At 27.9% G+C, this 13,280-nt stretch carries 13 protein-coding genes; 8 read left to right on the top strand and 5 right to left on the bottom strand.

Features of this window, described 5'->3' with window-relative positions; all coding sequences use genetic code 11:
• Positions 1 to 116 precede the first annotated feature (116 nt).
• Complete coding sequence (locus MBORA_RS11175; protein WP_042692871.1) at positions 117 to 302, top strand: ammonium transporter; 186 nt, start codon at positions 117 to 119, stop codon at positions 300 to 302.
• A gap of 14 nt (positions 303 to 316) precedes the next feature.
• Positions 317 to 655 carry a P-II family nitrogen regulator gene (locus MBORA_RS06410; RefSeq protein ID WP_042692868.1) on the top strand — a complete coding sequence of 113 codons (339 nt, stop codon included), beginning with the start codon at positions 317 to 319 and terminating at the stop codon, positions 653 to 655.
• A gap of 30 nt (positions 656 to 685) precedes the next feature.
• On the opposite strand, the gene MBORA_RS06415 is transcribed toward MBORA_RS06410, so the two are convergent.
• Together MBORA_RS06415 and aroD are read right to left on the bottom strand one after the other, a co-directional pair.
• Entirely contained in the window at positions 686 to 1,297 is a 612-nt protein-coding gene (locus MBORA_RS06415) for a S24/S26 family peptidase (RefSeq protein WP_042692865.1), read from the bottom strand.
• Positions 1,298 to 1,305: 8 nt separating this feature from the next.
• On the bottom strand, positions 1,306 to 1,980 hold the full coding sequence (gene aroD, locus MBORA_RS06420) for a type I 3-dehydroquinate dehydratase (protein WP_042692862.1): 675 nt from the start codon (positions 1,978 to 1,980) through the stop codon (positions 1,306 to 1,308).
• Positions 1,981 to 3,418: 1,438 nt separating this feature from the next.
• Here aroD and MBORA_RS10840 point away from each other — a divergent pair.
• The 4 genes from MBORA_RS10840 to hmgA all read left to right on the top strand — a co-directional run bounded on the left by MBORA_RS10840 (position 3,419) and on the right by hmgA (position 6,799).
• Positions 3,419 to 3,583, top strand: coding sequence for a hypothetical protein (locus MBORA_RS10840; protein ID WP_169805471.1), 165 nt, complete (start codon positions 3,419 to 3,421; stop codon positions 3,581 to 3,583).
• A 413-nt stretch (positions 3,584 to 3,996) separates the two neighbouring features.
• Positions 3,997 to 4,722, top strand: coding sequence for a hypothetical protein (locus MBORA_RS06430; protein WP_042692859.1), 726 nt, complete (start codon positions 3,997 to 3,999; stop codon positions 4,720 to 4,722).
• Between the two features lie 13 nt (positions 4,723 to 4,735).
• Positions 4,736 to 5,596 carry a succinate--CoA ligase subunit alpha gene (sucD, locus tag MBORA_RS06435; protein ID WP_042692856.1) on the top strand — a complete coding sequence of 287 codons (861 nt, stop codon included), beginning with the start codon at positions 4,736 to 4,738 and terminating at the stop codon, positions 5,594 to 5,596.
• A complete protein-coding gene (gene hmgA / locus MBORA_RS06440) occupies positions 5,597 to 6,799 on the top strand; it encodes a hydroxymethylglutaryl-CoA reductase (NADPH) (protein WP_042692853.1) in 1,203 nt (400 codons plus the stop codon).
• Between the two features lies 1 nt (position 6,800).
• Here hmgA and MBORA_RS06445 read toward each other — a convergent pair whose 3' ends face one another.
• The 3 genes from MBORA_RS06445 to MBORA_RS10845 are packed head-to-tail and all read right to left on the bottom strand — an operon-like array spanning position 6,801 to position 8,094.
• Positions 6,801 to 7,439 (bottom strand): DUF116 domain-containing protein, encoded by a 639-nt coding sequence (locus MBORA_RS06445; protein WP_042692849.1) that lies wholly within the window; start codon positions 7,437 to 7,439, stop codon positions 6,801 to 6,803.
• A 9-nt stretch (positions 7,440 to 7,448) separates the two neighbouring features.
• Entirely contained in the window at positions 7,449 to 7,901 is a 453-nt protein-coding gene (locus tag MBORA_RS06450) for a hypothetical protein (RefSeq protein WP_042692847.1), read from the bottom strand.
• Positions 7,902 to 7,938: 37 nt separating this feature from the next.
• On the bottom strand, positions 7,939 to 8,094 hold the full coding sequence (locus MBORA_RS10845; RefSeq protein WP_169805472.1) for a hypothetical protein: 156 nt from the start codon (positions 8,092 to 8,094) through the stop codon (positions 7,939 to 7,941).
• Between the two features lie 943 nt (positions 8,095 to 9,037).
• Between MBORA_RS10845 and thsA the strand changes: the two genes are divergently transcribed.
• A complete protein-coding gene (gene thsA / locus MBORA_RS06455) occupies positions 9,038 to 10,678 on the top strand; it encodes a thermosome subunit alpha (protein WP_042692845.1) in 1,641 nt (546 codons plus the stop codon).
• 81 nt (positions 10,679 to 10,759) lie between these two features.
• Positions 10,760 to 13,075 (top strand): putative glycoside hydrolase, encoded by a 2,316-nt coding sequence (locus tag MBORA_RS06460; protein WP_042692843.1) that lies wholly within the window; start codon positions 10,760 to 10,762, stop codon positions 13,073 to 13,075.
• The last annotated feature ends 205 nt before the right edge of the window (positions 13,076 to 13,280 follow it).

Below are 13,280 nucleotides of genomic sequence, written 5' to 3' on the forward strand. Positions count from 1 at the left end.
GGAAATACAATGCCCAAAGCACACAAAAAGAAATTCAGAACATTAGAAGGAATATTCAATCAAATAATGCACCAAAAAGATGGCTGGATCGAAAAACGAAAACAAGAGCTAACAAATTGACAGTCCCATTTCAATTTGTAGTACAAGCTATAAGTGTAATAGTGATTATAATATATTCATTTACAATAAGTTTCATACTAGCAAAACTTATTGATAAATTATTAAATGGGATTAGAGTTGAAGAAGATGAAGAAATTAGTGGTCTTGATACTAATCTTCACGAAGAATCTGCATATAATTAATAGGAGTAAATATTATGAAATGTATTGTTGCTATTATAAGACAAGAAAAATATATTGATGTTAAAGATGCATTATCTAAGATAGGATGTAAAGGTATGAATGTAACTGAAGTAAAGGGACGTGGAAGTCAGAAGGGTATTCAAGAATCATATAGGGGTTCAAGTTACTGTATTGATCTTATTCCAAAAACCCGTATTGAACTTGTTGTAAAAGATGAGAATGTTGATGTGATTATTGATACCATTAAAAAAAGTGCTCATACTGGAAATATTGGAGATGGTAAGATATTTATTTATCCAATTGATAGTGTAATAAGAATAAGAACTGGTGAAGAAGGGCACAATGCTATTTAATGCTTATTTAAGTATTGATGATAATTATTATTAATATCTAATAACTACTCCATAGATATTAGACATATCAACCCAAGTTTTCACACATTCTGTTTTATAAACGTATCCATCTGAATATTCATATTCTATTTTTTTATTATCACTTTCAAGATAAACTTTATTTCCATTTATCTGTCCTACTCTTTTAATTATAATTCCATACTCTTTTGAATCACTAACTACAATATCACCGACATGAATATTTTTAGTTTTATTTAAAAGAACACTTTGCCCATCTTGTAGAGTAGGAATCATTGAAGTTCCATCAACATAAAAGATTATTGGAATTTGGTTTTCACCAATACTAGAATCGATTTTAATTTCCGGGTTATCTAAACCATAGCTATTAGAAATATTTTTAAGACCATTTTTTAAAGTAGTGATGTTTGAAGAACTATTATCCATAACCAAAAAAGTATAATTGCACAAATCACGATTAAGTTCAGTAATATTAATATTTGAAAGTATGGGCACATTAGAGGATGCAGTTACATTTTCACCATCAATATATATTTCAATACATTGTTTATTTAAAATTAAATTACCTGCAAATATTATTAATAAAATTATTATAATCAGAACTAAAATTGTTTTTTTAGCCATATAAATCATTAATCTAAAATATTTAAATCCATATTAAGTAGAGCTTTCATAGTTTCAATATCAATTTGACCGGGTGCTGTTGCATCTCTTCCAGCTGCAAAAGTGATGGGTGAGTCAAATTTAGATGCCATAACACGAGTATAACTGCCTAAATCACTCATTGAAATAGCAATTGTGTTTTTACAATGAGATAATATAGCTAGGATTTTTAAAGTATCTTCTAGATCATGAGGCATAAAAGCTACTTTAGCAATATCTCCAAGTTCAAGCTCTTTTTCTACAATGTAGGTAATTTCATCTATTTCTGGGGTTTTTTCAAAATCATGATAAGAAACAATTGTTTTGACTCCACTTTTATGTATTTTTTCAATATATTCATCATTACTTTGAAGTTCAATATCAACATATTCTACTAAATCTGCACATTTATATAAAATATCAATTCTTTCTTCTTCAGATCCTTTAAAAGAGCCCCATTCACTTTCAATTCTATTAGTAGCTATAATTGGAAAATTAATCTCCTCAATTGCATATTTGATATCTTTAAAATTAGGTTCTTTTAGTGCATCAATTCTAAATTCCAAAATATCTGCACCTTTGTTAATGCAATCATTAGCTACTGTAATTACATCTTCTATTTTCTCTTGAAAAATCGGGATTGCGATTTTTGTTTGTGAATACATTATAATTTAATTTAAATATTATTATTTATTAAAGTTTTGAAATTTGGAATTTGTTGAAATCTTAATTTAAAATTTTTACTACTCTTTCGATGTTTTATATTGCTGTTTTGAGTATTGTTTCTCTGTTTTACAGTCTTGTGTGTTTGCTTTTCTTTGTTCCTGATAATTTTCTTTTTATTGGGTTAAAAATACTTTATGTATTGTTTTGGAGCATATTTCTTCATCAAAGGTTTTTTATGCTTAATTTTCTCTACCATGTTTTTGAAGTTGGATTTTAGAGGTATTTTGTCTGAAACATTTATATTTCTTCGTTTTATACATTTTCTTATTTTATTTGTATCGTATGCTTTGCAGCTATTATATAATCAACATAATATTTCCTTAAACCTCTTATTCGTAGTTATTGCATAATTTTGTGTCGTGTTTTGGACCTTTTGTCGCTTGTGAGTAAAGGATTATTCTGCTATCAACATCAACTGCAATGGCATTTAGTGTGAGCTTTTTCTTTCTTTTCCCCTAGATTTGCGCTTAAATATTTTGTCTGCATAGTTATTAATGAAATCCTGTACCATCAAGCGCAATTAATTTTGGTTTAATATTTGCTTAGTTATTCTTTCAAACATGCAAGGTAGGCATTTTTTTAAAGAATATTTCTGGAGCGTAGAATAAATATTTGGCGATTTTTTAATTTTATAGATAACTTTTCAAACCACTTGAAAACGATACAAAATCCAATTAGTTTCTCGATAAGTCATATTTAAATAAATTTTTAAAGCAACAATCGTAAAATAATGCAGGTTAAGAATTATAATTTACTTAGAATACTTATTTAAAGCAACCATTAGAATAGCTATAAGTAAATTCAATGAATTTAACCAGTTCATTTGACTTAATATCGCTTTTACATTGATTTTTATACTTTTTAAAAAATTTTTTTGTTTGCTTTTTAAAGCCAAAATCCAAAAGACTTTTATTCTCAGAAAACCTAACTATACTTGGAGAATGTTTATTTTTATTATTCATATAAATATATATTCTCCATTTTACTATAAATAACTTTTTAAAATCTTTTTTTAAAAAATACCATGTAATATTTCAAATGTAAATAAAATAGAAATAAATATATCATAAAACACCAGAAATAAGAGTTTAAAATAGAAAAAAAATAAACTCGATGTGAAATTTCAACTGTAAATATAGGATTTCAACAAAGTCCATTTTTTATATAACAATAATTTCTAAAACTTAACAAACTACCGCACTACACAACAATCCAAAAAAAATTCTTTGTAAGAATACCAGAGACAAAATTAAAAGATTTAAACAAATTATTAAATTATTAGATGCATCCAATAGATTATGAATTAGCAGCAATAGATGGAACCGGACACACAAATGACTACGCATACCACTATTGCGCAAAAAAATAAGAGGAAAAATGCAGAAAAAAGCTACATTAAAAAAATATATTATCATAGGTGTCGACACAAGAATCATGCAGCAAAAAGAGGCCCAAAAATACGATACACAACTTGCAATACAGTCAATAAAACAATTAAAAAACTTACAAACCACAATACATCCTAAAAAACAGAGCATATGACACAAAAACAATAAAAAATGCATAAACAAAGAAATAGGGGCATTCGACCAAATATCATTAAAAACACGAGAAAAAACAGGACAATTACAGACTAAATAGTACAACAATCCTCTGACATATAGGCACAAAAAATGAACGTAAAAAGTGTTATATAGGTAATAAAAAGAAAATTCAGCGGAAAAAACTATAATAAAAGCACAAAACTCAAAAATAAAGAAACAAAACTAAAAAATGTATTATATAACATTTACAGAACAATACAAATATTTTAAAGGAGGGTTTCTACAAGGTTAAATAATTATAAAAAGTGCCTATTTACCGAATATATTATATAAATAAAAATACATAGTAGTTAACAGTAAAATTTAAATATTTTATTTAATTTTTATAATCAATTATATAAAGGTGTTATTTTGAAAATTACAGCTATAGGTGCAGACATCTCTAAAAATGATGTGTCCTGTAGTGTTACATTAGTAGAAAATATTGAAAAGAACCTTTACAAACTTAAAGAACTAGGTGCAAGGGATGCAGCTTTAACAAATGTTACTGGGGACGATGTTGTTGTTAGTGCATTTTTAGAAGATGATTTACTTGAAATGGTTAATGAAGGTATTGTTAATATTTTAAAAGAATGTGCAGAAAATTTAGGTGATTTGTCTGGAATTTCTACAAGTCCTAATAATGCAGGTGAAGGAATTTCATATGCTGAAGCTAAAATTAGACAAGATAGATATCCTGATGCAATTGTTTTAGGTTTTGATACATATGGTGGTGAAACATTTGTGGGGGATGTTGCAAATTCAGTTATTGCAGCTGCAAAAGGCATGAAAAATGTAACTGATGTATCAGATATTATTGAAAATAAAACTAAACGGATACCGGGTGTTGGTTATGTTTCATCTCAAACAGATGATCCTGTTGTTGTAGCTACTGTTGAAGATATGGAATCAGTAGGAATTGTTGCAGGAGCTATGATTGGTGCAGCACTTGGAAATAAGAATACTTATTTAGTTAAAAGAGGTACAACTTGTAATGTTTTACCAGGTAGTGTTATATTTTCCGCTACTGCTTTTATGAATGGGAATGTCATTGATTTATCTATTCCTTTTGAAAATAAAACAAGAATTTTACGTTAATTGAGGTTTATATATGATTTTATTAAACGAAGATACAAGGTGTATTGTTCAGGGGATTACTGGAAAACAGGGTTCATTTCACACTGAACAAATGTTAAATTATAATACTAAAATTGAAGCTGGTATAACCCCTGGTAAGGGTGGACAAGACTTTTGTGGAGTTCCAATATTTAATTCAATAGAAGAAGCAAAAGAGGAAGTAGATATTAATGCTTCTATAATATTTGTTCCTGCAAATTTTGCCAAAGATGCAGCTTTTGAAGCTATAAGAAATTTAAATTTAGTTATTATCATATCTGAACATATTCCGGTTCATGATAGTATGGAAATCGTGGCTTATGCTGAAACAATTGGAACAACAGTTATTGGGCCAAATACGCCAGGAATTATTTCTCCGGGTATAGGTAAATTAGGAATAATGCCCACTCATATTTTTGATGAGGGTAATGTTGGTGTAATTTCTAGAAGTGGAACTTTAACTTATGAAATTGCAAGTCAGCTTACACGTGCTGGAATTGGTCAAAGTACATGTGTAGGTATTGGTGGAGATCCAGTAATAGGTACTGATTACATTGATATTCTAGAGAGATTTGAAGAAGATAAAAACACTGATGCTGTTGTGCTAATTGGAGAAATCGGTGGAAATGCTGAAGAAAATGCTGCTGAATATATTAATAAAAACATGTCTAAACCTGTTGTGTCATATATTGCAGGTAGAACTGCGCCTCCAGGTAAAAGAATGGGTCATGCAGGAGCTATTATTCAAGGAAATACAGGTACTGTTGCAAGTAAAACAGAAGCATTAAATAGTGCAGGTGTTGAAGTAGCGACTATGCCGTCACAAATTGTGGAATTAATTAAAAAGGTTATATAAATGAACAAACAAGAAGCCATTGATAAACTATTAAATGGTGAGATGAAACTTTATCAAGTTGATAGAGAATTTTCCCCAGAAGAAGCCACTAATATTAGAAGAGAATTTTTAGAGAAAAAATACTCAATTGATTTAGTTAATATATCAAATTATACTTTAGACATGGAAAAAGCTTCAAAAAGAAACATTGAAAATTCTATTGGTGTTTTACAACTTCCAATGGGCATAGCAGGACCTCTTAAAATAAATGGTCAATACTGTAAAAGAGAAGTATTCGTGCCATTAGCCACATCTGAAGGAGCACTTGTTGCATCAATTAATAGGGGAGCATCTACTATTACTGCATCTGGCGGGGTAAATACAATTGTAACCTCAGATTTCATGACTAGAGCTCCTGTAATTAAGACTAACTCAGCTAGTGATGCTTTATTAATTAAGCAATGGTTTGTTGATAACTTCACTGATTTAAAAGAACTTGCTGAAAGTACAACGTCCCATGGTAAACTTTTAAAAATCGATCCAATATTGATTGTTGGTAGTTATGTTTATCCTCGTTTTGTTTACTCAACTGGAGATAGTATGGGTATGAACATGGTTACAATAGCTACTGAAAAAATTTTAGATAAACTAGCTCAAGAAAGTGATGCAAAACACATTGCATTAAGTGGAAATGTTTGTGTTGATAAAAAACCAGCTGCAATTAATGTTGTTGAAGGAAGAGGAAAAAGTGTTGTAGCTGATATTTTAATTCCAAAAGAGATTGTAAATAAAAAGCTTAAAACAACTGCTGAAGCTATTGTAGAAGTAAACATTACTAAAAACTTAATTGGTTCTGCAGCAGCAGGTAGTATGGCATTTAATGCTCATTATGCTAATATGGTTGCAGCTATATTTTTAGCAACAGGTCAAGATGCAGCTCATGTTGTTGAAGGCTCTTTAGGAATTACCACCGCAGAAAATAGGGATGGAGATTTGTATTTTTCAGTTAACTTACCTGATTTACCAATAGCCACTGTTGGTGGCGGAACTAGTTTAGAAGTAGCTAATGAAGGACTGAATATTTTAGGTGTTGCAGGTTCTGGAAAAGCTCGTGAATTTGCAGAAATTGTTGCAGGCACGGTTTTAGCTGGTGAATTATCTCTTATAGGTGCATTAGCTGCTGGACACTTGGCTAGAGCTCATCAAGAACTTGGAAGGGGATAATTTAATATTTTGAATCTAATTTTTCAAATACTTCTTTAATATTTACTCTTGTTTCAAAACAACCAGTTTTTCTAAGTAATACTCCTTGTGGGCAATATGGAGCGAGTAACATCATCATTTGATTTAAATCTTCATGACAAGCTACTCCTAAAACGGCTTTGAATTTATTTTCCATAACTATTTTTTTAACAAAGCTAGATCCAGGTACAATATATAATTTATAACCCATTGGTTCAGCTTTCTTTTTAATAACTCCAATTGAACATAATCCACATTCAGTACAGTTCACTCCTTCTTTTTGAAGAGGAGCTTTACAATCTCTATGTCTTAAACAATGTGGTAAAAATATTAATGTTTTATCTGCAGGTATTTTTTTGAACTTTTCTTTATTTACATCATCACGTACTTTAATAGCTATATTATCAATTAAATATTCATCAAATTTTAACAGATTAGCTATTGTTTTAAATGGGGAGTATAATAAATCAACTACAAATAAAATAAATCTAGGGAAAAGTATTTGTTCTTTTTTTGCTATAAAACTTCCAAATATTAATATTATGACAAATAGAATTACAATTAAAATAACTATTACTATTAATAATTGACCTAGTAATAAATAAAAATCATTAATAACCATTATTTAACCTTAAAATTCTTCAATAGAGTAATTTTCAAAATATTTATTTAGTTTAACTCCATTTTTAGTTTTCATAATACTTAATCCAGATAAACTATCACAAGAGCATAAAACATCTTGTTCTGGGTGAGTTCCAGGTGTTATGTTACAGTTTAAATTAACTTTTTCACCAATAGATATAACTGTTTCAAGTCTTTTTGTTGATGGATGATTTTTATTTAATATTACAAGAGGAGAATTTTCTTCACGTGAAAGGTAAGCTTGTGATTTTATAGCTCTTTTATCTTTTTTAAAGTTTGAAACAGCTATAATATCATCGCTTTCAAGAAATTGAACAATTTCTTCATTGTCTTGTGTGGCTATAAATAACATTTTATTTTCATAAGCTACTTTGATAATACCTACAATTCCAGTTTCACCTTCTAAAAATAGTATTTCATCATTTGTAAAGTCTATGTTCATACAATCACTTAAAAAATAAAGAGAAGAGTAGTTAGTTCTACTCTTCAGCTGTTACATTGTCACTTTGACATGATGGGCAAACAACTTTTTTTCCAAGACCTTTAAAAGTATTGCCACAGTCATGACATTTGTATTTTTTTGTTTTTAATTTTTTTAAGTCGATGTCGGCCATTGGCCCTCCAGTTGAACACATATAAAATCACCTTGTTATTATTAATTATAATATTATATTATTTAATAGTTTATTTTCTGCATTATCTCCTCAATTAAATATAATGATTGATTTAAGTAATTATCTGCATAATATTCTTTTGCAAGTTTATTAATATTTTCTAGTATGGAATGGATTAACTCCAATTTTGATGTTTTTTTTTCTTTAATAAGTTTTTCTGCTTCTTATACAAGTTCACTAAATCCAGCAATATCTGGCTCATAGTTTAAACTATATTTAAATAAAGCACTAGCTATATTATTTTGTGGGAAGATTATCATTGTTTCTGTTTTTGGGATAAAATAGAATTTGTAAGATCTGTTGTAGAATACTTTAAAAATTGAAATAAAGATACATAGGGCATTGTTTTATTATTTTAGTGTGTGGTGATTGTTCAAAATTTTTGAGATTTCGATTTTAAAAGAAGTTAGAAAAAAATTGGAATAAAGGACATTTTAAAGCTAACGAATTTAGAATTGATAAGAATTGATAAATAAGTTAATAGTGGCAGCTAATGTTGGATAAGGATAATTGTAAAGGGTATTCGCCAAAATTAATTATTTTTGGATTTTAGTATCGTATTTTTTCAATTTTTTGAGTTTTAAAGGAATATCAACAGTTTTTAACTAAATTATGATAAAATAATTAATAAGAGTCTTACAAAACTAAATTCTGGCGGGCACTCGTTTTAAAAAAATAAATTCAAAACAACATAACAATAAATATATCTTAAACAATTATAACTCATTATTAAATATCAATTGAACAATCATACACAAAAAAATTAAATAATTTATATAAATCGATGAAAAGTTCCTAGTATTATTTTTTTTAAGAAAGTTTTTTATATAACCTCTAACCCATATTAATTATATAAAAAACTTATTTTTATATTTATTTTTTAAATTAAATTAAAGGTGATAATATGGCAAACCAACCAATATTTATTCTTCCTGAGGGAACTGAAAGATATTCAAAAAAAGATGCTTTAAGAATGAATATTACTGCAGGTAAAGTCCTTGCTAATATAGTAAGAACTACTCTTGGTCCTAAAGGTATGGATAAAATGTTAACAGATTCTATGGGTGATATTACTGTAACTAATGATGGTGCAACTATCATGCAAGAAATGGATATTTCACAACCAGCAGCTAGAATGCTAGTCGAAATTGCTAAAAAACAAGAACAAACTGTAGGGGATGGAACTACATCTGTTGTTGTCATTGCTGGTGAATTATTAAATAAAGCTCAAGAATTATTAGAAGATGGAATTTCAACTTCTGTTGTTGTAAAAGGATATAGAAATGCTACTGCAAAAGCTCTTGAAATATTAAAAAATGTAGCTATTGATGCTAATGATAAAGAAACTCTTAAAAAAGTAGCTATAACTGCATTAAGTGGTAAAGGATCAAACTATGCTAAAGATAAATTAGCTGATATTATTGTAGAAGCTACTTTAAGAATTGAAGAAGATGGTGTTTCTGACATTGATAATATTAATATTCAAAGAATTTCAGGAGATTCTGTTGAAGATTCATTCTTAGCTGAAGGTGTTGTAATGGATAAAGCTCCATTATCTAAAAATATGCCTAAAGATCTTAAAAATGCTAAAATAGCTATTATGAAATATCCTATTGAATTAAAAGAAATCAATACTGATACTAAAATTGATATTACAAGTCCTGAACAATTTGAACTATTCTTAAATAATGAAGAAGAAATGATTAAAGGATTAGTTGATAAAATAGTTGACTCTGGGGCTAATGCATTATTCTGTCAAAAAGGAATAGATGATTTAGCTGAACACTACTTGAAAAAAGCTGGAATTATGGCTTTCAAAAGAGTTAAAAAATCTGACATTGAAAGAATTTCAAAAGCTACTGGTGCTAAATTAGTAACTGATATTGAAGATTTAACAGAAGATAAATTAGGTTCTGCAGGTCATGTTCATGTTGATAAAATATTTGACCATGAGTTAACTTTCATAGAAGAATGTGAAAATCCAAAAGCTTCTTCTATTGTACTTAGGGGAAGTACTCGTTATGTTACCGAACAGATTGCAAGAGCTCTTGATGATGCATTAGGAGTAGTTGCTGCTACTATTAAAGAAGGTAAAGTTCTAATTGGTGGTGGAGCCTGTGAAATTGATTTAGTAAAACAATTAAGAGAATATGGTGAATCTGTTAGTGGAAGAGAACAATTAGCTATTTTAAAATATGCTGAAGCTTTAGAAGTCATTCCAAGAACTTTAATTGAAAATGCTGGTTTAGATACTATTAACTTAATTGCTGATTTAAAAGCCGCTCATGAAGAATCCAGATTCATAGGAATTAATGTATTCACTGGTAAACTTTCTGATATGAAAGAAGAAGGAGTTATTGAACCTTTAAGAGTTAAAATTCATGCTCTTCAATCTGCTGGTGAAGCTGCTGAAATGATTTTACGTATTGATGATATGATTGCAGCTAAAAATGCATTAACTTCAACTGGACCTGATGAATCTGGTAATGATGATAGTGGTATGCCTCCAATGCCTGGAATGGGTGGTATGCCTCCAATGATGTAATTTTAGTTACATCATTTATTTTTTTTATTATTTTCATATTGAATTACAAATACTAATTTTTAATTATAAGGAGTAGTTATTTTGAAATTAAAATTATCATTTTTTGCATTTTTATTTGTAATTTTATTATTTTCAATTAATGTAATCACAGCCGGTGATGTAGACAATAATACTATTTCTAATCAATCTTTAGACAATCCCATATTAATTAATGAAAGTGAAAATTTAACAAGTGTTTTTAGTGAACCTATTAAAAACTATACTATTGAAGCAAATGATTTAACTATTTATTACAAAAGTAAAACTCCTTTTAAAATTAGTTTAAAAGATTCTAATGCATCAGGAATTGCAAATAAATCTATAACTATTATTATTGCTGGTAAAAACTATGTGAAAACCACTGATAAAGATGGAGTAGTTAAGTTTAAAATTTCATTTAAACCAGGTAATTACTTGGTTAAGGTTGTTTATAATGATAATAGAAGTGTAAAAACCACAGCAATTGTTAAAGTACTTACAACTGTTAAAGCTAATGATTTATATAAAGTATATAAAGATCCTAAAAAATTTACAGCACAATTTTTAAAAGCAAATGGAAATCCATTAGCTAATAAATATGTTAAATTTAAAATAAATGGCAAAACATACAAAGTAAAAACAAATTCAAAAGGTTTAGCTACATTAAAAATAAATCTGAAAAAGGGATCATATAAAATATTTTCATATAATGCAGATAAGTTATCTAAAGTTAATAAAATTAAGGTTTATTCAAAATCATCAACAAAAATTAAAACAGATACTTATACTTTTTTAACATCACAAAAAAAAGTCATAAAGGTTACACTAAATAATAAATTTGCATATGGGGTTGGAGCTAAGATTATAAAAATTAAAATAAATAGCAAATCTTACTCTAAAAAAACTAATTCAAAAGGAATTGCTTATTTCAAATTACCTAAATTAAATAAAGGACATTATACGGTTAAATATACTTTTAAAGGCGAAGGTGCTTATTTAAAATCCTCAACTTCAAATAAAGTCATCATAATTCCATCAAAAGTATCTAAAATTTCAATTATAAGTAAAACTAATTTTGGTCACGGTGCTAAAACTCCATTTAAATTACAATTAAAAGCTGGTGGGATTAATTTATACAAGAAAACTATTAACATAAAGCTCAACAATAAAAGATATGATTTAATAACAAATAATCATGGAATAGTTTCTCTTCCAATTAATGATTTAAATGTAGGTGATTATAATCTTACTTATCTATTTAAAGGAGATTCAAAAATTAATCCTATTAATGGTGAGGTTATAATACATGTAAAGGAGAGAATCAATACTAATATTCATTGGAGTTCTACTGTGGAGTTTTCTCATGGATTACAAATTTATAAAATTTTCTTAAATACTTCTAATTCAAGTAATGTGGCAGGTAAAACTATTAAGGTATTTGTTGATGGTGAAAGTTTCACTGCCAAAACAAATAGTCAAGGTTATGCAAATATTTATGCACATACAAGTGTTGGAGTGCATAAAGTTAAATTTAGTTTTAGTGGAGATGATGAGTTTAATCCTTCACAATCCATGAAAAATATTAAAGTTAATAAAAAGACAATTAAAGGGTGTGGCTATTGGCTTTTTGGATGTGATATGAATAAAGTTAGTTTATCTAAGTTAGCTTCAAAAGGAACTAAAGATATTTTCTTAAACTCTAAAGCATTTTCTCTTTATGGAAAATCCAAAGTTATTTCATGGATTAAAAATGCAAATAAAAAAGGAATTAGAGTTCATATTTGGATGCAAGCTTTTTATAAGGGTAAATGGATTTCTCCATTATCATCATCTTCACCTAACCAAGCATTATTTAATAAAATAACAAAAGAAGCAAAATCATATGCTTCTATTAATTGTGTAGCTGGAGTTCATTTTGATTATTTAAGATATCCTGGTAATGCATATAAGCATAATGGTGGCATAGAAGCTATTAACAAATTTGTAAGGCAAGTAACTACTGAAATTCATAAAACAAATTCCAAATGTATTGTATCTGCAGCTATAATGCCTGAAACTTCTAGCAATAAGTATTATTATGGCCAGGACATGGAAGTTTTAGGCAGATATTTAGATGTTGTTATTCCAATGATTTATAAAGGAAATTATGGTAAAAACTCTAAATGGATTACTACTACTGCTAAATATTTTGTTAAAAATTCAAAAGGTGCAAACATTTGGGGTGGAATACAATCTTATTACTCCGATAATAATGTTAAAAAATTACCTATTAAGTCATTAACTGCCGATTGTAAGGCAACTACTAACTCTGGAGCTAGTGGTGTTGTTGTGTTTAGATGGGGTATAACAAACTTTATTGATTTGTCTAAATTTTTATAAAAAACATTACATTTTTATTTTTAATGATTAGTAATGCATTTAATCAATTTTTTTATTATTTTCAATTGTTTTTTAATTTATAGTTATTTACTAAACTTTTATTATAGATGAGTGACAAATAATATATTATGTCTGGAAAATCAAAAATAAATCTATTTAATAAAATGAGTAAAGAAGAGTTAAACAATGAAATGAGTCAATATGT

This window comes from Methanobrevibacter oralis (assembly GCF_001639275.1).
Classification (GTDB): Archaea; Methanobacteriota; Methanobacteria; order Methanobacteriales; family Methanobacteriaceae; genus Methanocatella; species Methanocatella oralis.